The organism is Bifidobacterium catenulatum PV20-2, from assembly GCF_000800455.1.
GTDB classification, from domain to species: Bacteria; Actinomycetota; Actinomycetes; order Actinomycetales; family Bifidobacteriaceae; genus Bifidobacterium; species Bifidobacterium kashiwanohense_A.
The window spans coordinates 458848-479172 of sequence record NZ_CP007456.1 but is presented as its reverse complement, the minus strand read 5'-3'; the positions used below and the strand labels follow the sequence as shown (position 1 = coordinate 479172).

The 20325-nt window shown below is 58.1% G+C and carries 18 protein-coding genes; 10 read left to right on the top strand and 8 right to left on the bottom strand.

All coding sequences use genetic code 11. The annotated features are described in order from the left end of the window. Positions 1–244 precede the first annotated feature (244 nt). Entirely contained in the window at positions 245–1525 is a 1281-nt protein-coding gene (locus tag AH68_RS01990) for a ribonuclease H family protein (protein WP_039197190.1), read from the top strand. Positions 1526–1699: 174 nt separating this feature from the next. Then, a complete protein-coding gene (rpiA, locus tag AH68_RS01985) occupies positions 1700–2398 on the top strand; it encodes a ribose-5-phosphate isomerase RpiA (protein ID WP_039197188.1) in 699 nt (232 codons plus the stop codon). A 217-nt stretch (positions 2399–2615) separates the two neighbouring features. Here rpiA and AH68_RS10205 read toward each other — a convergent pair whose 3' ends face one another. Together AH68_RS10205 and AH68_RS01980 are read right to left on the bottom strand one after the other, a co-directional pair. Continuing rightward, positions 2616–2705 (bottom strand): 30S ribosomal protein bS22, encoded by a 90-nt coding sequence (locus tag AH68_RS10205; RefSeq protein WP_004268639.1) that lies wholly within the window; start codon positions 2703–2705, stop codon positions 2616–2618. Positions 2706–2908: 203 nt separating this feature from the next. Beyond that, positions 2909–3535, bottom strand: coding sequence for a hypothetical protein (locus AH68_RS01980; protein WP_039197186.1), 627 nt, complete (start codon positions 3533–3535; stop codon positions 2909–2911). Between the two features lie 127 nt (positions 3536–3662). Here AH68_RS01980 and radA point away from each other — a divergent pair, with 127 nt between their 5' ends. The 7 genes from radA to AH68_RS01945 all read left to right on the top strand — a co-directional run bounded on the left by radA (position 3663) and on the right by AH68_RS01945 (position 11233). After that, positions 3663–5081, top strand: a complete 1419-nt coding sequence (radA, locus tag AH68_RS01975) for a DNA repair protein RadA (protein ID WP_039197184.1) — start codon at positions 3663–3665, stop codon at positions 5079–5081. Positions 5082–5191: 110 nt separating this feature from the next. Then, positions 5192–6670, top strand: coding sequence for an adenosylhomocysteinase (locus AH68_RS01970; protein WP_039197181.1), 1479 nt, complete (start codon positions 5192–5194; stop codon positions 6668–6670). After that, complete coding sequence (locus tag AH68_RS01965) at positions 6660–8051, top strand: amidohydrolase family protein (protein WP_039197180.1); 1392 nt, start codon at positions 6660–6662, stop codon at positions 8049–8051. Before AH68_RS01970 ends, AH68_RS01965 begins: the two co-directional genes overlap by 11 nt. 30 nt (positions 8052–8081) lie before the next feature. Then, positions 8082–8546 (top strand): cupin domain-containing protein, encoded by a 465-nt coding sequence (locus AH68_RS01960; protein ID WP_039197177.1) that lies wholly within the window; start codon positions 8082–8084, stop codon positions 8544–8546. 145 nt (positions 8547–8691) lie between these two features. Further along, complete coding sequence (locus AH68_RS01955) at positions 8692–9552, top strand: ABC transporter substrate-binding protein (RefSeq protein ID WP_039197175.1); 861 nt, start codon at positions 8692–8694, stop codon at positions 9550–9552. Between the two features lie 35 nt (positions 9553–9587). Next, positions 9588–10466, top strand: coding sequence for an amino acid ABC transporter permease (locus AH68_RS01950; protein WP_039197173.1), 879 nt, complete (start codon positions 9588–9590; stop codon positions 10464–10466). Next, positions 10463–11233, top strand: coding sequence for an amino acid ABC transporter ATP-binding protein (locus AH68_RS01945; RefSeq protein WP_039197172.1), 771 nt, complete (start codon positions 10463–10465; stop codon positions 11231–11233). The genes AH68_RS01950 and AH68_RS01945 overlap by 4 nt, the downstream gene beginning before the upstream one ends. A 91-nt stretch (positions 11234–11324) precedes the next feature. Here AH68_RS01945 and AH68_RS01940 read toward each other — a convergent pair whose 3' ends face one another. Beyond that, positions 11325–12122, bottom strand: a complete 798-nt coding sequence (locus AH68_RS01940; RefSeq protein ID WP_052189122.1) for a 5'-methylthioadenosine/S-adenosylhomocysteine nucleosidase — start codon at positions 12120–12122, stop codon at positions 11325–11327. 155 nt (positions 12123–12277) lie between these two features. On the opposite strand from AH68_RS01940, the gene AH68_RS01935 reads away from it, so the two are divergent. Further along, positions 12278–13117 carry an ABC transporter substrate-binding protein gene (locus tag AH68_RS01935; RefSeq protein WP_039197167.1) on the top strand — a complete coding sequence of 280 codons (840 nt, stop codon included), beginning with the start codon at positions 12278–12280 and terminating at the stop codon, positions 13115–13117. Between the two features lie 78 nt (positions 13118–13195). Here the strand turns inward: AH68_RS01935 and ribF are convergent, their stop codons facing one another. The 5 genes from ribF to nusA all read right to left on the bottom strand — a co-directional run bounded on the left by ribF (position 13196) and on the right by nusA (position 20273). Next, positions 13196–14422: a bifunctional riboflavin kinase/FMN adenylyltransferase gene (ribF, locus tag AH68_RS01930; RefSeq protein WP_039199682.1), complete on the bottom strand. Its 1227-nt coding sequence runs from the start codon at positions 14420–14422 to the stop codon at positions 13196–13198. 48 nt (positions 14423–14470) lie between these two features. Then, positions 14471–15538 carry a tRNA pseudouridine(55) synthase TruB gene (truB, locus tag AH68_RS01925; RefSeq protein WP_039197166.1) on the bottom strand — a complete coding sequence of 356 codons (1068 nt, stop codon included), beginning with the start codon at positions 15536–15538 and terminating at the stop codon, positions 14471–14473. After that, positions 15522–16025 (bottom strand): 30S ribosome-binding factor RbfA, encoded by a 504-nt coding sequence (rbfA, locus tag AH68_RS01920; RefSeq protein ID WP_039197164.1) that lies wholly within the window; start codon positions 16023–16025, stop codon positions 15522–15524. Before rbfA ends, truB begins: the two co-directional genes overlap by 17 nt. 135 nt (positions 16026–16160) lie before the next feature. After that, complete coding sequence (infB, locus tag AH68_RS01915) at positions 16161–19007, bottom strand: translation initiation factor IF-2 (protein WP_039197162.1); 2847 nt, start codon at positions 19005–19007, stop codon at positions 16161–16163. 213 nt (positions 19008–19220) lie between these two features. Then, on the bottom strand, positions 19221–20273 hold the full coding sequence (gene nusA, locus AH68_RS01910) for a transcription termination factor NusA (RefSeq protein ID WP_039197160.1): 1053 nt from the start codon (positions 20271–20273) through the stop codon (positions 19221–19223). Positions 20274–20325: the final 52 nt, after the last annotated feature.

The window sequence follows — 20325 nt, the reverse complement described above, 5'->3', positions numbered from 1 at the left end:
GGACCTTTTGTCGTCTGTTGGAAAACGCGACGGAGGCCCCGTCTCGACGAAGCACGGCGGCACCGGTCTGGACACCGAAACCGTACGAGGGACGGCCGAACGGCACCATGGCATGGCCACATTCGATTATGGCGAGGGCGTGTTCCAGACTTCGGCCATGCTATGTCTGGACGATGAGCACCCGCATGGATGCCCTTTGCAGACGGGCGCGGAGCGAGTCGCATGGCTTTCGTAGGGTAGAGGCATGACGATTACGGTTTCTACAGACGGTTCCGCTTTGGGTAATCCGAATGGTCCAATGGGTTGGGGCTGGGCCGATCACGAACTCGCGACGGGTGGCAAGCCGGGGCACCACCATGAGGGCGATTGCGACGCCGGTGGAGCAACGAACGGCACCAACCAGATCGGCGAACTGTGCGCAGTGTTGGAGGCGTTGCGCGCGCATCCCGGTTCCGAACCGTTGGTGATCGAAACTGATTCGCAGTATGCGATCAACTGTTCCACCACGTGGGTGCATGGCTGGAAGAAGAACGGCTGGAAGAACTCACAGAAGAAGCCGGTGAAGAACGCGGATTTGATTCGCGCGATCGACGCCGAGATTTCCAAACGTCCCGGATCGGTGAAATTCGTATGGGTCAAGGGCCATGCCGGCAATGCGGGCAATGAGAAGGTGGACGAGCTTGCGCGCACGTATGCCGGCGATTGCCGTTCGAAGGTTCGCGAAGGATATCTTCCTTTGGAGGGTTGGCAGTCGCTGCTGGCTTCCGAATACTCGCAAGGCATCGATGTTCCCGACGATGCCCAGATGCTGCTCGACGGCAAAATCACTTCGGACGAATACCATATCGGACGCGGGCAGGGCGAATCCGCCGGCGGCTCTCTGGCCGACGATCTGATAGGTATGTCCGATCCGGAACCGCGGCCGCGTTCCATAGCGGACATGCTGGTGGAGCCCGAAGGCTACCCCGCGCCCGACGAGTCGACGTTGCCGCTGCCTCCCAACGGAATGCCGGCAGAATCCGACGAAATGCCGGAACCGACCACAGTGCTTGCCACGTCGGTATCCGACTCCATGCCATCGGATACCGCGACGTCTGGCTCTACGCAATCCGATACCACCGCACCGCACAAATCGTATGCGGAAATGCTGATCAAAACGGATTATTTCCCGCGTGAAGACACGGAAAACGCATCCGCCGGAACGCTGCAGCCAACGCAATCCGGGCAATCGGCGACGCAATCCGATAAAACAGCCGACTCCCCGCAATCACCAGAAACGCAGGAATCGCAGGCAGACGCACCGCAATCGGCGACGCAACCGCAACAATCCCAGCAACCACGCCGGAAAAGCCCTTCGGGACTGTCGGTGTCGGGCACCATTCGTTTCACTCCCCCGCCAAATTCCAGTCCGACGTTCGACGGCAGACTCCGCCGCATTCGCGGCTACATCGCGGTGGAGGGGTATGTGCAGGGCGATGGCACACTGGTATTGGAGGACGCGCCGTTCGCAGTCAAACACAATTAATGGAATCTCGCACCGGAACCCATATCCCCAGCCAAAAAAGTACGTGAAACACCTCGTGAAAACATTTGTCGGTAATTGATTGCACATCATCGGCCAAGACATGTCGACAAACGCACAAAAATCAACACATCCGATAATATGGAGACGGTCTTAACCCCATATCGAAGGAGGATCATGGACAAGGCACAGCAGGACGCATTGAAGAAGGCAGCTGGCATCGAAGCTGCCAAGCTGATTCAGAACGGCATGATCGCAGGTCTGGGCACCGGTTCGACCGTGCGTTTCCTGGTCGACGAGCTTGGCCGCCGCGTGCAGGAGGAAGGCCTGGAGTTCACCGGCGTGACCACTTCCCGCCGCACCCAGGAACAAGCAGAAGGCTACGGCATCAAGATCGTCGACATCGATGACGTTGATCACATCGACGTGACCATTGACGGCGCCGACGAGGTCGACAAGAACTTCAACGGCATCAAGGGCGGCGGCGCTGCCCTGCTGTGGGAGAAGATCGTGGCCACCAACTCCAACAAGATCGTGTGGATCGTGGACGAATCCAAGGTCGTCGACACCATTGGCAAGTTCCCGCTGCCGGTCGAGGTGATTCCGTTCGGCGCAGGCCAGGTCGTCAAGAGGTTCGAAGCACGCGGCTACAGGCCGGTGCTGCGCCTCGACGCCGAAGGTCAGCCGGTGCGTACCGACGAGAACAACTATGTGGTCGACCTGCATCTCGAGCGCATCGAACACCCGGAAGCCCTGGCCGACGACCTCATCAACACCGTCGGTGTGGTGGAGCACGGCCTGTTCCTGCACATGGTGGATCAGGTCATCGTGGGCGACCCGAACGGCCCGCGCGTGCTCACCAACTCCAACAAGTGAGATTAGAGCAGTAGCGGAAGTTCCGCGAATCCTTATGAGGCTGTGCGTTCACATCGAGCGCACAGCCTCATTTGCATCTATTGACTTTGATGCTGCATCTTGCTTGTGATTTCATTTTCGTGATTTTCGTTTATTTCTTTGAGATATGCAAAAATCCCGTATATCAGAAAAGATATACGGGATTTTGTTTAAGCGACGCCTCAACCGCGCCTGAAGACTACTTGCGCTGGTGGCGAGTCTTACGAAGCAGTTTGCGGTGCTTCTTCTTGCTCATGCGCTTGCGGCGCTTCTTGATGACCGAGCCCATCTCAGCCTCCGTTCTTAAACTCAAAGGGTAAAAGTTTGCAACTTGCCCAATACTACACTGCTTCGGGGACGAACGCGCACAACCGCATTCATATGGTGGAAGCACACACCTCTTTATTGGAAAATCAGATTAAACCACAACCCTCATAGGCCACGACTGAATCATGCGTGCATCATGCGGGTCCAGTATCCGACCGCCAAATGTCACAGCGGGAACTGCTGGTAGAAGCGCCGCACCGAATCCTTGGCACCAGTGGCCTGGAACACCACGGTATCGTTACGCCAGACGGCGATGGCCTTGGTCTCATCGTTCGGATCGGTTTTAGCACTGTAGGCACCGGTAGCCTCGCCGGAAACCTTCACATTGCCGCTGCCCAGCTCCTTGCCGGTCATGGCGCCGGTCAGATTGTCGTACTGGCCTTGCGCATCCTCGTCCTGGGACCACTGCGCCACTTCAAGAGTGACTTCCTGGCCGTCCGTGCCGGTTGAATACGTCAGCGTGTACTCCTCAACCGGAGACGCTCCACTCCAGGAAGTGCTGGCATCGGCCTTGGTGCGTGCGAAATTCAGTACGGAATCAGGCATGGCCTTCAGCAGTTCGCTGGCACCATCCGGCAAAGCCACCGCGTCGATGGACGGCGTGGTCGGTTCGGAGGCATTCTGCGACGCTCCCTGAGAGGTGGCGCCTTGGGAGCTCGCCCCGTCACCCTTGTTCAACGCCCAGCCGGGCCAAATAAAAGCGGACACCAAAGCGAGTACAACCACCAAAGCGGCGGCAACGACAGCCACAATCAGCTTGCCATGGGAAGAGGAAGTTTGCGTATTAGACATGGCTGTTATTCTTTCACATCCGCAAGACGCTCAAATCCGGGCGACACAATCGCGCAGCACCCCCGCATCAGTACCCCCTTAACATCGCGGCGAACGCTTGTCTCAAAATATCCGTATTGTCGGCGGTATGGCAAAGACGTCCTCGCAATTTGTATGTTCCGAATGCGGCTGGAACGGCCCGAAATGGCTGGGCCGCTGCCCCGAATGCGGCCAATGGGGCACCATCGAAGAATTTCATGAGGCCCGTCCCGCCGCTTCGAAACGCACCGCAGCCCCCGGGCGCACATCGCGCACGCAATCGCATGCGGTGCCTGCTTCCGCAGCGAAGCCCATCACGGAAATCGGCACGGAAAACATTTCCAGAATCAGCACGGGTTTCACGGAGTTCAACCGCATACTCGGCGGCGGCATCGTACCCGGCTCCGTGACGCTCATCGCAGGCGAGCCTGGCATCGGCAAATCGACGCTGCTGCTGGAAACCGCCGGCAACGTGGCCCGTCTTTGCGCGGCGCAACCGGAACGCAACACGGTGCTGTATATTTCCGGCGAGGAATCGCAGGCGCAGGTGCGTATGAGGGCCTCACGCATAGGCGCTGTCGAGCCGAATCTGCTACTGGCTGCCACCACCGACCTGTCGACCGTACTTGGACTGATCGAGCAAAGCAAGCCTGCGCTGGCCATCGTCGATTCCGCGCAGACCATCGTCTCACAGGAAGTCGACGGCATTTCCGGAGGGTCGACGCAGGTACGCGAAGTGGCGAGCGCCCTGATCGACACCGCAAAAACGCTTGATATTCCAGTATTATTGGTCGGTCATGTCACCAAAGACGGCTCGATTGCCGGCCCGCGCACGTTGGAGCATCTCGTTGATGTGGTCTGCCAGTTCGAGGGGGATGCTGAAACCGCGCTTCGCATGCTGCGCGCGGTGAAGAATCGTTTCGGTCCCACCGATGAGGTCGGCTGTTTCGATATGAGCGGCGAAGGCATCGAAGAGGTGACGGACCCGTCTGGGCTTTTTCTTTCATCATCCAATTCCGCCAGTTCCGCTCCGGTGGAGGGCACGTGCGTGACGTTCACGTTGGACGGCCACCGCAGCCTGCCCATCGAAGTGCAGTCGTTGGTCACCAAATCGGTATTGCCGACGCCTCGCCGTGCGGCAAATGGCGTGGATACGAACCGCATCGCCATGCTGGTGGCGGTGCTATACAGGCATGGCAACGTCAATCTTCTGGCGAACGATCTCTATATTTCCACGATTGCCGGGGGTCAGGCACGTGAGCCGGGCTGCGATCTGGCGATTGTGGGCGCGTTGGCGAGCGCCGCGAAGTCGAAGGCGATCGTCCGCACCACGTGTGCGATCGGTGAGATTTCGTTGACCGGGCAGGTGCGTCCGGTGCCGCGACTGGAATACCGGTTGCGCGAGGCCGCCCGTCTTGGCTTCACCACCGCTGTAGTGCCGACATTACGTAGGGAAATCGCGATTCCCGGATTGTCGATCGTTCAGGTCGACACATTGCAGGATGCGCTTGGTGCCATGTTGCGATAGCACACCCTACATACCGTTTTCCCATGTATGCACGCGAAGCATATACATTATGCTTATGCAGCTGCAGCGCAATGCGCGGACAGAGAAGACGGATCAAGGAAAGGTGATTCATGGAACAATCGCAATTCAGTGCATGGGCCGCGGAATATTCCCAGAAAACCAATCTTTCGCTGGCTGGCACCCGTTTGTATGTCGGCGATGACGATACACAGGCATGTTTCACGCAATCCGATCTCGCCAAAGCGCAGGATTGGGGCATGATTCCCGTTTACGATCAGGCCGAATCGCAGACATACCATGCCATTGACGCAACGGTTCCCTTGGACGAGGTACCCGATGCACGCGAATTGACCGGAGCAGGGGCGATTGATTTCGCACAGGATCATATGCCGGTGTCGGCGGAACTTATGCGCGAGGCACGGCAGGATGTTGATTTCACCGGTATTCGCATTGCGGTCTGCCTGATTCTTGAGCCGAAAACCGCCGTACTGCTCCGCCAATTAAAGCAGGCAGGAGCCATCGTCGGCGCATACTGCGGTTCCGAAGCCAATGACGAGCGCGTCGCGGCGCATCTGCGCGAAGAGGGCATTCCCGTCGCATACAATCCCGATTGGACGCCGGAGCAGGCGCATCAGGGGGCACTCGACCTGCTTGATGAGATCCGGCCGAACATCATCATCGACGATGGTGCGAGCTTCGCGCGACTGGCCGCGATGGAACGCCCCGAACTGATGGAACGCATCATCGGCGTGGCGGAAGAGACCACCAGCGGCATTCGCGCGTTCCAAGCCATGCAGGACGCCGGAGCGCTATCATTCCCCGTTATCGCAGTCAACGACAGCATGCTGAAAACCGGTTTCGACAATGCGCACGGCACCGGCGAAACCTGCGTCACCACCATGCAGCGCATTCTCGGCCATGACTGCTTCGCAGGCAAAAACGTATGCGTGGTTGGCTATGGTCCTGTCGGACGCGGTTTCGCGCATCGCGTGCGTGCGCTCGGCGCCAACGTAACCATTTGCGATACCAATCCCGTGGTCGCATTGCAGGCCGTATTCGACGGATTCGGCGCCGACGATATCAATCACGCGATTTCCGAATCCGATATCGTGATTTCCGCAACCGGCGTGCGTCACACCATCGCCATGCAACATCTGCAGATCATGAAGCCGAATGCCGTGCTTTCGGTGATCGGAGGCATCGCCAACGAAATCGCATTGGATGAAATTGACGGTTTCCAAGCGGAGAACAAGCGTGAAATCCGCAATCTTGACGTTCCAAGCGGACCGCGAATCCGGCTTATTTCGGAAGGCGACGGCGTCAACTACACCGTCGGAGGCGGCAATCCGATCGAAATCATGGATCTAAGCTTCGCCGTGCAGATATCAGCGGTCACGCATCTGTTGAGAAATCAAGGAAAACTGCAGAACGGACTGCAGAAGCTTGGACATGATATCGATTGCAATATCGCCGATATCGCATTGCGCGTACGCGGCTACCAGGCAAGCCAAGCGGTAGCCGATAACGGCTACGATTGGACCCTCACCCGTTTCGCGGAAAACGAAAAGGAACAGCATCATGCAGCTTGACAACCCCCTGCACCTGGCCGCGCATCCGCAGCCGCTCGACTCGGTGACGCTGTACAGCTCTCCGCTGATCATTCCCGTCACCGGACCGGTGGTGCTCAATGGCGCCATCGCGGTGTCCGGCAGCCGAGTGGTGCATGTGGGCACCCGACAGTGGGTGCTCGATGCGCTGAAGCACGATATGGCCGCCAATGGGCGCATCGTCGAACACTATTGGGACGGCATCATCACCCCCGGCCTGATCAACGCACACACGCATCTTCAGTACACCAATATGGCCGAAGTGGGACGTGGAACCTACGACCGCTTCCGCGCCTGGGAACTCGGCTTCAACGAAGTGTACGAGAAGCTGCAGGAAACACGTCCGTGGAAGGAATCCTCATATCAGGGCGCGCGCATGATGGTAGAAGCCGGCACAACCGCGGCAGCCGATATCGTCACCGACCCGGAAGCCGTGGGCGCACTTGCCTCGCAGGGCATGCATGGCATCGCCTATTGGGAGGTCATGGGCTGGCATAACGACGATTGGAAAACCGAGGGCATCGCAGAGCTGATCAGCAATCTCGGGCACATGCATCACGAGGGGTTGCCAAGCATCGGCATCAGCCCGCATGCGCCCTACACGCTGGAGACGGAACCATTCGTGGATCTTCCCGACATTGCACGTCAGCTCGACATGCGACTGCATATCCACCTGTCGGAAACGCCGATCGAGGCAGGTGAGCATGAGTCCACGCTCACCACGTATTCCGCAGCCGATTGGCGTGATGGCCAGTGGGACAGCTACAAGCAGCTCAAGGCCGCAGGCAAGGGCGCGTCCGCCATCCAGTTCGTCGACCAGCTGGGGTCGCTCGGCCCGGACGTGCATATCGCGCATGGCGTGTGGGCCGATGCGGAGGATCGCCGCATCCTACGCCAGCGTGGGGTTGGCGTGGCACTGTGTCCGCGTTCCAACCGCATTACCGTGACAGGCAAGGACGCGCCGATCCGCCAATATCTCGAAGAGGGCAATCTGCTTGCCATCGGCACGGATTCACTGTCGAGCTCACCCAGCCTGGATGTGCTCGACGATGCGGCCATGGTTTACGATCTGGCACGCGAGCAGGGGTACACCCGCGATGACCTGACCCACCGCATCATTCGCATGATCACCATCGGCGGTGCCGAGGAAATGGGATTGCATGTTGGCGCGGGCCGTATCGGTCAGATCAACGCCGGTGCCACAGCCGATCTTGCGTTCTTCGATATTCCCGTCGGCACAGACTCACCACAGGCCATCGAACGAACCTTGGAGGATTTCGTCCGTCACGGGGCCGGCACCAACCGGGCGACCATCATTTCCGGCGATATCGTCTACAACGACGGCGCGTTCGACCTTCGCTGACGGTGCAGCGATACAAACGAAAGGAATATCATGAGTGTCCCACTTGATCAGATGAGCGATTATGCCCGTGGCGTGGTGGCGGACCTTGGTCTTGAAGCCCATCCGGAAGGCGGATGGTATGTACGCGACTGGCAGTCGCCGCAAACGGACGAAGCCTCGCACCGTCCCCTGTCATCGCTGATCTACTTCCTTCTGCCGGAGGGAGACATGAGCGCCTGGCATAAGGTGGACGCCGATGAAATCTGGTTATGGCACGGTCCAGCCCCGGTCACGTTGCAATTGGGAGGCACGGGCGATTCGCCCGCCGGCGATGGCACAGTGGAATCCATCGTGCTGGGCACGGGAATCGCTCCGGACGGCGCGCAGGGAATCCCCACCGGCCATGCCGTGGTACCTGCAGGGGTCTGGCAACGCACCGTTCCAGGAAAGGGCGACGCGCTTGTCTCCTGTGTGGTCAGTCCCGGTTTTGTGTTCGACGGATTCACGCTCGAATAACGCGAGTCCGTCGATAATGCGATATCACATAATGCGATATCGCGTGCGCCGTTTCAGAAACATCAATAGTCTATAGTGGCGTACGTTCATTATGGACAAGAAGAATCGCGCTTTACACGCAGCATGAAGACAAGGGTAAAGAAAAATGGCATTCTCAGGCAGAAAATTTATACGTGCCGCGGCGGCGTTGGCATCCATCGCCGCGCTGACGCTATCCGCCGCCTGCGGATCCGGCTCCGATACCAAGTCAGCCGGCTCCGACAGCTCCGACATCACGCAGCAGACCGTCACTCCCGGCAAGCTGACCATCGCCACCGGCGATCCGGCCTACGAACCGTGGGTCATGAACGACAAGCCAGAATCTGGCAAGGGATATGAGGCGGCCGTGGCTTACGCCGTCGCCGAGAAGATGGGCTTCAAGAAGTCCGACGTGGTATGGACACGCACTACGTTCGATTCTGCCATCGCACCGGGCGCCAAGGATTGGGATATGAACATCCAGCAGTTCGGCATCACTCCTGAACGCAAGAAGGCTGTAGATTTCTCCGCCAGCTATTACAACGATTCTCAGGCCATTATCGTCAAGAAGGACGGCAAGTACGCCAAGGCCAAGAGCCTGACCGACTTGAAGGACGCCACCATCGGCGCGATGGTAGGCACCGAAGGCTACAAGTACGCCAAGAAGATCAAGGATGACGTGCAGACCTTCAACGATGACGCCGCCGTGGCCCAGGCGCTCGACGCCGGCCAGATCGACGCTCTGGTGACCAGCACCGTGGAATGCGTGTACATGGTGCAGTCCGAGCAGGTTAAGGACGCCATGGTCGTCGGCCGCATTGCCGACTCCACCGATCCGAACGGCATGGGCATTGTGCTTCCGAAGGATTCCAAGCTCACCTCCGCTGCCTCCAAGGCCGTGAAGGAGTTGGATTCCGACGGTACTATCAAGGCCCTGCAGGACAAGTGGCTGGCCGAATACACCACCGATCTGGCAGAACTCAAGTAGGCTCATGGCAAGCTCGCTACATAAGGATTTCTCTCATGAGTGTTTCGGATAGTCGTCCGGACGGCCTCGCTGAACATCAAGTCAGCGAGGTCGAGCTTTCCCGGCGCGCGTATCGCAAAAAGCAGCAATTGCAATCGGTAATGACCAGTCTGATCAGCACGATTGTGTTTGTGGCGATCATCGTCATCGGTTTGAAGATGTCCCCCGGTTGGCCGCGTGTCAAGGAGACGTTCTTCTCCGCCGAATATTTCGTTTCGTCATTCCCCGAGATTTTGAAGGGATTGTGGCTGAATATCAAGGTGCTCGCCATAGCGTTGGTCGGTGTGGCCATTTTTGCCACGTTGATTGCGTTGGTGCGCACCAGCAATAATCCCGTACTGTTCCCGCTGCGCGCTCTTGCCGCGTTGTATACCACGATTATGCGCGGCATTCCAATGATCGTCGTGCTGTATCTTATCGGTTTCGGCATTCCCGGCTTGGGTATTTTCGGACGTATCGACCCGTCGGTCCTAGGCACCATCGCCGTGATCATGGGCTATTCGGCATATGTGGCGGAAGTGCTACGCGCCGGTTTCAATGATGTGCATCCTTCGCAACGCGCGTCGGCGCGCTCCCTCGGACTTACCGCAGGTCAGACGACACGCATGATCGTGATTCCGCAGGCGTTGCGCAAGGTCGCTCCCGCATTGATGAACGACTTCATTTCCATGCAGAAGGATGTGGGATTGATTTCCGTGCTGGGCGCGGTCGACGCAGTGCGTGCTGCCCAGATCGAGGTGGCGAGCACCTACAATTTCACCCCGTATGTGGTTGCGAGCCTGCTGTTCATTCTGATGAGCGTGCCGTTCATTCTGCTGAACGACTGGTATTCGGCGCGTTTGCGTAAGCGCGAGTTGAGTGGAGGCACGGTATGAGCGAGACTATGACCCCGTCCGCAGGCAAATCCCAGACGCCTGTGCTGCATCTGGACGGCATCCGCAAATCGTTTGGCTCCACCACGGTGCTTGACGGTATTTCCTTCGATGTCAACCAGCATGAGGTGGTGGCGCTGCTCGGCCCTTCCGGTTCGGGCAAGTCGACGTTGATGAAATGCGTGAATCTGTTGGAACGTGTCGACGATGGACAGATTTGGCTGGGAGACACGGATATCACCGATCCTCACGCCAACCAGGATAAGATTCGTTCGCGCATCGGCGTGGTCTTCCAGCAGTTCAACCTGTTTCCCCACATGTCGGTGATCAAGAACGTCACTTTGGCGGCGCTCAAGGTGCACCATTGGGATAAGGATCGTGCTGAAGCCCGCGCGCTGGAGCTGCTTGACCGCATCGGTATGCGCGCCAAGGCCGGTGCCTACCCCGATCAGCTTTCCGGCGGCCAGCAACAACGCGTGGCCATCGCCCGAGCGTTGATGACCGATCCGGAACTGCTGCTCCTTGACGAAATTACCTCGGCACTCGACCCGATGCTGGTGGGCGAGGTGCTGAACATGGTGGCCGAGCTCAAAGAGCAGGGCACCACGATTCTCATGGCGACCCATGAAATGAGTTTCGCCCATGATGCTGCGGACCGCATTGTGCTGCTGCGCCACGGTGTTATCGCCGAAAACGGTTCGCCTCAAGAAGTCATGGACGAATCGCAAGATCCGGAAACGAAAGAATTCTTCTCTCATTTCCGTAATTAGGAGACAAGTGACTTATGAGAACGGCCAGTAGCTTATGGAATAGGGAAAAATCCTTCATAGGTCTCTGGCTGTTTTCATAAGTCCGCAGGACTCACTGGCCCAGACCGATTCGCCCTTCAACCACCATATCAATCACATCTAATGCTATAGAAGCTGCCGCTCGTGCCGCATCAACCAAGTCGTTCTGATGATTATCCAGCGATTCGTAGGATTCCCCGCATTGATTGCTGATGGCTCGAATCACTAAGAAAGGCACGTTATTTTTGGTGCAGATATGTGCGGTGGCGGTTCCTTCCATCTCTTCACAGTCCGCATAAATCATGGTTCTAATGTTTTCCAAAACAGCCGGGTCAGTGTTGAATTGATTACTCGTGGCGATGGTACCACACACAAAACGTCGTTTCCCTTCACTCGATAGATCCTTGAAACTGGTATGCAATCCCGCTTTCAATTCACGCAGTGAAGGAATCCTAGCCCATCCATGCTGATGCAATACGCCCAAAACGGCATCACGCAGCACATCGCTAGATGCGAAGGATTCCTTCCAAGGCGCACATTCCGCAATAATCGGGGTATTCGTTTCCAAATAATGCAATTGATTTCCAACCACAATATCCCCAATACGCAAAGCGGGGTTCAATCCCCCGGCGATACCGCTGAATATAAGACAATCCGGTTCATAGCGGTCAATCAACATCTGCGATGCGGCGCCAGCGTTGACAGAGCCCATACCACCTTCGGCTACGACCAGACGAGCACCCCGATACATTCCCATGCCCACGTCGATTCCACCGTGCCGTTCATGAGACACGTTCTCAATTCGTTCGAGAAATGGCTTGGTTTCCTTGGCAAGCGCGCATTGCACAGCCACAGTGATGGTGTCTTTCATAAGTGCCGATTCTGTGCCAGGATACAGACAAAATCCTCAGGGGATTTATTGAACACGTCATAAGTATTCCCCATACCTTATGGGGCATGTCATTAGCATAGAAGCGATAGCCTCTGGGTGTTCGCCATATTCATCCAAGCAAACCGAGGTGTCCATTGTCTCGTTCATCGCATTTCATCCGTCTGGCAGCTGCATTATTGACCATTGCCACGCTGACCGGTACCAGTGCTTGCGGCGGATCTAATTCCTCTTCCCAATCCACCCAAGACACCGTAACCACAAACAAACTTACGGTCGCCACTGGAGAACCAGCATATGAGCCATGGGTAATTGACAACAAGCCGGAAAGCGGCAAAGGATACGAATCAGCCTTGGTGTATGCCATAGCAGACAAACTCGGGTATTCCAAGAACCAAGTCGATTGGAGACGCACCACGTTTGACGCGGCCATCGCCCCAGGCACGAAGGATTGGGATCTCAATATTCAGCAATTCTCCATCACCGACCAGCGTAAAAAGGCTGTCGACTTCTCCCCGAGCTACTACAATCCGACGCAGTCCATCGTCGTACGAGGTGATTCGAAGTACGCATCAGCAACATCGCTCAGCGATTTCAAGGGCGCTACAATCGGCGCTATGGTCGGCACCACTTCCTATGACTACGCCAAGCAGAAGCTCAGCACCAACGTGCAGACTTTCAATGACAATGCGACGCTGGCTCAAGCACTGGATGCCGATCAAATCGACGCGCTGGTCATGGACACTCCAGCCGCAGTTAATGTGGCAACATCCTCCCAAGTAAAGAACGGTAAGGTCGTTGGCCAGATTCCAGGATCCGAAGATAAACAAGGCATGGGCATCGTGTTGCCGAAGGATTCACCATTGACTTCGAAAGTTTCCAAAGCTCTCAACGAACTGAAGCAGGACGGTACGCTGAGACAACTGCAAAACACATGGCTGAAGGCATACACCACGGATATTCCGACATTGAAGTAATCCGCGAATGCCTATTAGGCATATAGATAAAGTTGTGTCGGACAGTGTCATCACTGTCCGACACAACTTTTTGGAAAATCAGGCAGTAATTCGCTTGGTCTCCTCGACATTGCGCTTCAGCTCGTCGATCAGATCCTGTGCGGAATCGAACTTAATTTGCGGACGCAGGAATCCTGTAAATTCCACGCGCACCTGATGATTGTACAAATCAAGCCAATCGTCGGTGATGGCGTAAGCTTCGACCACGCGCTCGTTCATTCCGGTCGTCTCGTTGAAGGTCGGCTTGGTGCCGATGGAAATCGCAGCGGGCCAACGATACGGCGAATGATCGGCAAGGCGGGCGTCAACGGAAGACGAGTCAAACTGTTGCGAAATACCATCGGCTGCCGCTTCCGCATGGTCGTCCTCTGCAGTCTTCGCTCCCAAATCAACGAGCCAACCCGCATACACGCCGTCAACCGGCAGATAACCGGCCACATTGTCGTTCAAATTCGCCGTCGGGAATCCAATGGTGCGTCCACGTTCCTCGCCGTGCACCACAATGCCTTCCACGGCGTGCGGATGCCCCAGAATCGCGTCGGCGTCTTTGATGCGCCCCTGGCCTAGCAGGTAGCGCACGTTCGTGGAACTCCACACACGCACGGGCTTGGCTTGGTTCTTCTTGCTCCATGCGCGGCGTTCCGCCTTGGAAGCGCCTTCCAGCGGGTCTGTCGGCTCGCCGTGGCCGGTCGGCATAACTGGTTGGGCATTGGCTGGCACTCGGGTCTCTCCGGGACCTCGATCATCAACCACTTCAAGCTGGAACACGCCAGTAGCGAGCGCTAGATTCTCGATGGCTTTTACGTCTCCGGCGCGATTTGCCCCCATGGCCGCGTCGGAACCGAGCGCCAAGGTGCGCATACCCAGCTTGCCGACCATCTGGCCGAGGAAGAATCGGTATGATTTCGCCGCGAATGCCAGTGTGTAGTGCACGATGAGCGTGTAGTCCACTCCCAGCTTGTTGATGGCGCGAAGACGCTCCTGCATGCTGGTGAGCGCTTGCGTGTCAACCATGCCGGTCGGCGGCTCCTGACCGCCGTTCTTCGCCGCATAACCGTGCACCAATGCAGGGCGCGGATCGAATAGCACCACCACGGAGAAGGACTGCTCCTTCTTGGCGAGTTCCACTACGCGGCGAATCACCGCCTGATGGCCCTGATGCATGCCATCGAACGAACCGATGGTCACCACGGATTTCTTATCGTTGCTCAGCGTAGGCCAATCCACCATGCCGCTGGCATCAGGCGTGAGCGTGATTGTCTTCATCATGTCCTTCTTGTGTATGAATTCGTATCTGTAGTCTGATTAGATGGTTCAGTTGAATACCGCGACCGGTTTAGCCTCACCGCGTTTCGCACGTTCGAGGATGGCGACCAAATCGTTGGTTTCCTCAACGTACGCCGCCGTGGTCGTACGTATGTCATGCGCGATTCTGCGTCCGAAACGCAAGTCGGCCGCTTCCTGCTCGCTAACGGCCAGCATACTCATGGAAGCTGCGGCGCTGGCCACGGGATTGAGCGCATGATCGAGCGCATGATCGGCATCGTCAAGCACCGCACGATTGCGAGTCACTTCCATGCCTTCACGATTGGTGAATGTTTTGGATTCAGCGTGGGCGCTCATGACGTTGGGCATATCCACTGAGAATCTGCCGACGCGTGTGCGTCGCAACATTGTCAGATGGCCTCCCAACCCGAGTTCCTCGCCCAAATCGCGTGCGAGCGCGCGAATGTAGGTGCCTGCGGAACAGGTCACGGTCACGTCGAGTTCCATGACGGGCTGCATGTCTTCATGCGGTGCAATGTCGGCAATCCATCCATCGCTTGCCTTCTCGGCCACGACTGCGCCAACAAGTTCCGCACCGGCACGATCGCTATGTGTGTAGCCGTAACGCGCCTGCCGCACGTTGAACTCTTCGATGGTCACAGGACGTGCCTTAAGCTCCACATCCTTGCCTTCGCGTGCCAAATCATAGGCACGCTGGCCATTGATCTTAATGGCGGAGTAGACGTTCGGTACCTGTTCGATACGCCCGGTGAACCGTTCTGCGATCAGCTGTTCCACGGCTTGACGCGAAGGAAAGTTCACTGCCCTCTCCCCTGCCGGCAACAGCTCGCCTTCGGCATCGTCCGTAGTGGTGCGCTGCCCAAGACGAATGGTGGCCTCGTACGTTTTGTTATGGTCGACAATGTAGTTGAGCAGTCGCGTGGCATTGCCGAATCCGACCACCAGCACGCCGGTGGCCATCGGATCGAGCGTGCCCGCATGCCCGACTCGCTTCATATGCAGGGCGCCGCGTACGGCCGCGACTACGTCATGGCTGGTGACGCCCTGCGGCTTGTCGATGATCAGCAGACCGGAATGTTCAGGCTTCTTCGTCATCGTCCCAATCTTCAACTTCGACGTCGTCATCGTCGAAATCATCGTCGTCATCCTCTTCCGGATGCTTGTACGGATCGGCTTCACCCGCATACTGCGCGGTTTCGCGGGTCTTGGCGAGCTCTTCGTCACGCTTGCGCGCGATGGCGAGAATATCTTCGATCTCATGCGCCTCGCCCGGCACCTCGTCAAACACGAATTCGAGCTGCGGAGTCAGGCGCAGGCCGGCCTTAGTGCCCACAAGGGAACGCAGACGGCCCTTGGCCTGGTTCAACGCCTGCTGTGCGCGGCGACGCTCGCCCTGCTCATGGCCTTCACGGCCAAGCTGGGTCCAGTAGACCTTGGCGATCTGCAGATCGTTGGTCACACGCACTTCGGTAATAGTCACGTTTGCGAGACGCTTGTCGTGCAGCTGCGCCTCCATGGAGGATGCGATCACACGTTGAATCAACGCCGCGATACGTGCGGCGCGAGGATTGGTTCCTGCCATTATCGTCCTTCAATCAGATAAATGTATCAGCTTAGTTTTTGAAATAAGTTCTTGTTGTATTGCGGAACGCCCGCAGCCGTATATCAGCTGTGGGCGTTCCTTTCCTGTTATCGATCGTTGGTTCGAATCAATCGACTACTTACGTTCGATTTCCCGCATTTCGAAGGTCTCGATAATATCGCCAAGCTCGATGTCGTTGAACGAACCGAGGTTGATACCCGCTTCGTAACCTTCCTTGACGGAAGTGACGTCGTCCTTGAAACGACGCAGCGAGGAGATCTCGAGATCGTTGACGGTCGCGATGCCGTTGCGCAGAATACGGCACTTCGTACCGCGCTTGACTTCGCCGTCCTGCACCATGACACCCGCGATGTTGCCGAACTTGGAGGAACGGAAGATTTCGCGAATCTCGGAGTGGGAGGTGACAACCTCTTCGAATTCCGGCTTGAGCATGCCCTTGAGGGATGCCTCAATGTCTTCGATGGCCTTGTAGATAATCGAGTAGTACTTGATTTCCACGCCTTCGCGTTCGGCCAGATCCGCCACCTGACGGTTCGGGCGAACGTTGAAGCCGATGATGACGGCCTTGTCGACGGTAGCCAGGTTGACGTCGTTCTGGGTGATGGCGCCGACGCCGCGGTGGATCACCTGGATGCCGACCTCGTCGGACACTTCGATCTTCATCAAGGAATCTTCCAGCGCTTCGACCGAACCGGAGGAATCGCCCTTGATGACGATGTTGAGCATGTCGACTTCGGACTTGGCGAACTGCTCCTTGAGGCTTTCCAAAGACACGACCTTGCGACGCTTGGCCAGCTGGGCGGCACGCTCGGTGGCCTGACGCTTCTCGGCGATCTGACGTGCGGTACGGTCGTCGGAGGCCACCAGGAACAGGTCGCCTGCGGTCGGCACGGAGGTCAAGCCAAGCACCTGCACCGGAGTGGATGGCGCGGCTTCCTTCATATGGTTGCCGTTCTCGTCAAGCATGGCGCGAACGCGTCCGTAGGAGGTGCCAGCGACGATGGAGTCGCCGATGTGCAGCGTACCGGACTGAACAAGCACGGTCGCCACGGCACCGCGGCCCTTGTCGAGTCGAGCTTCCACGGTGGCACCGCGAGCGTCCATATCTGGGTTGGCACGCAGGTCAAGCTCAGCATCGGCGGTAAGAAGCACGGCTTCGAGCAGCTTGTCGACATTGGTGCCCTGCTTGGCGGAAATGTCGACGAACATGGTGCTGCCACCGTATTCTTCCGGCACGAGCCCGTATTCGGTGAGCTGGCCGCGGACCTTGTCGGGGTTCGCTCCCGGCTTATCGATCTTATTGACGGCCACCACGATCGGCACGTTGGCTGCCTGCGCGTGGTTGATGGCTTCCACGGTCTGTGGCATCACGCCGTCATCTGCTGCTACCACGAGGATCGCGACGTCAGTGAGTTCGGCGCCACGGGCACGCATGGCGGTGAAGGCTTCATGGCCTGGGGTATCAAGGAACGTGATCTTACGCGGTTCGCCTTCGAGATCGACGGTCACCTGGTATGCACCGATACGCTGGGTGATGCCACCGGCCTCACGTGCGATGACGTTGGTACGGCGAATGGTGTCGAGCAGTCGGGTCTTACCATGATCGACGTGGCCCATTACGGTAACGACCGGCGGACGAGGCTTCAGATCCTCATCCTCCTGCAGCTCTTCCTCATCCAAGTCGATATCGAACTGCTGCAGCAGCTCCTTGTCTTCCTCTTCGGCAGACACAATCTTGATATCCCAGCCGATTTCCTCGCCGAGGATCTGGAAGGTGGACTCGTCCAAGGATTGGGTTGCCGTGGCCATCTCACCAAGATGGAAGAGCACGGTGACCAAAGCAGCCGGATTGACGTTGATCTTTTCGGCCAAATCGGCGAGGGATGCGCCCTGACGCAGGCGAACGGTCTGGCCGTTGCCGGTAGGAATGCGCACGCCGCCGATGACCGGGGCCTTCATCTCCTGGAATTCCTGACGCTTTGCCAGACGATTCTTACGGGCCTTCGAGGACTTGCCGCCCTGGCGTCCGAACGCGCCTGCAGCACCGCCGCGACCGCGACCGCCACCGCGTGCCGGACCGTTGCTCGGAGCGCTATTGCCGCCCTGGAAACCACCACCGTTGGTATTGGCGCCGCCACCGAAACGGTTGCCACCGCCTGCAGGGCGCTGACCGCCGCCCTGACCCGGACGATGCTGCCCCCACTGGCCCGGCTTCGCACCGCTGCCCTGACCCGGACGACCACGGAAACCACCACGCTGGCCGCCGCCCTGACCTGGGCGGCCGCCACGACGGCCTTCGCCATTGTTGTTAGCGTTCGGACGGTTCATCGGATGCGGACGCGGAATGTCACCCGGTGTCGGAGTGTGCATGCCCTGCTTGCGGCTGAACGGATTGTTACCCGGACGTGGGCCCGGAGTGTGCGGCTTCGCACCATTGGCGGCATTGTTGCCATTGCCGCCCTGCGGAGCATTGGTATTGTTATTGTTGCGCTGTGCGCGAGGTCCCGGAACCGGAGCCGGCTTGCCGCCCTGACGGCGTTCGCCCTGCGGACGCGGAGCGCTGCCGTTGGCGCGATTGCCATGCTGGCGGGAATCACCCGGACGAGGCATGCGCTGGCCGGGCTTCGGGGCTTCGGACTTGGATGCTGCAGAACGTGCCGGCTTCGGAGCGGCAGGCTTTGCCGCAGATGCCGCGGGAGCAGCCGGAGTGGCACGAGGCGCAGGAGTGGGCGAAGCTGCCGGGGCAGCCGGCTTCTTGGCCGGGGCCGCAGGCTTCTTGGATTCGGATGCGTTGCCCTGCGCGTTGGAAGCGAAGGCATTCCTCAGCTTACGGGCAACCGGAGGTTCAACGGTAGACGATGCAGACTTCACAAATTCGCCCATCGCCTCAAGTTTGTTCAAAACAGTCTTGCTGTCAACGCCAAGTTCCTTGGCAAGTTCATATACGCGTGCTTTCGGCACTCAATTTCTCCTATCTTGGGCCGCGCGCATACGAGCGCGACCGCTACTGATTCACGGCGAGCTTGTTCCTTCTCATCGTGCAACCATGTTCGTGATACCTCGTCTTTTCCCTGGGCATGACGGCACGTACCCCCACGCTTTGGATTATCGAGTCCAGCATACTCAAGCCCGTGGATTGAACACCCACGGGCTTGCCGTTGCTGAAAGTGTTGGTTATTCGGCGGTTTCCCCGCTGGTCGAAGCCTGCGCTTCGGCCATCTTCTTGGCGTGTGCCTCGGCGGATTCGATGCCGATCTTCCATCCGGTCAGCTTGGCGGCCAAACGTGCGTTCTGGCCCTCCTTGCCGATGGCAAGGGACAGCTGATCATCATGGATGAAAGCGATTGCGGTCTGGTTCTTCTCGCTGACCACCTGCACACCGGTGGCGACCGCCGGAGACAGCGCCGCTGCGACGAACTTCGCCGGATCGGCAGACCAGTCGACGATATCGATCTTTTCCGGTCCGAGATTCTCCATCACCGCACGCACGCGAGCGCCGCCGGGGCCGATCAGGGCACCCTTCGGATTGACGCCTTCGGTGTTGGCTCGCACCGCGATCTTGGTGCGGGCACCGGCCTCACGCGCAATGGCCATAATCGACACGGCGCCGGAAACCAGTTCCGGAACCTCACGCTCGAACAGGCGGCGAACCAGCTCCGGATGGGAGCGGGACACTACGATTTCCGGGCCCTTGAGACCACGTGCGACATTCACCACATATACGCGGATGCGCTCACCATGGCGATAGCGCTCCCCAGGCACCTGCTCACGACGGGGCAGCAGCGCTTCGACATCGCCAACGGCCACGTGCACATTGGAAGTGTCCTTCACGTCCTGCTGCACGATACCGGTGATCAGCTTGCCTTTCTGCCCTGAGAACGCGCCGAACACCTTGTCGTCCTCGGCTTTGCGGAACAGCTGGCTGATGACCTGACGCGCGGTGGCTGCGGCCAAGCGTCCAAAGTCACGCGGAGTGTCATCGTATTCCTCGCCCAGAGTCGGCGCAGGGTGCGGATTATCCTCGGTCGGTTCGACCGGAATCTCATCCTGAGCCCAAACGGTAAAGCTTCCGGCACGCGGATCAAGCTCCACACGAGCATGCTTCGCCGCGTGCGGCGTTTTCAGATATGCCAGTCGTAATGCCTCCGAGAGTGCGGCATCCAACGTCTCGGGATCGATTCCCTGCCCAGCTGCGAGCTGGTGCATTCCTGCCAGGTCCAGTTCCATACTTCCAAGACCTCCTATATGAAGTTATTCCGAGCGCTCGGCCCAATGGTCA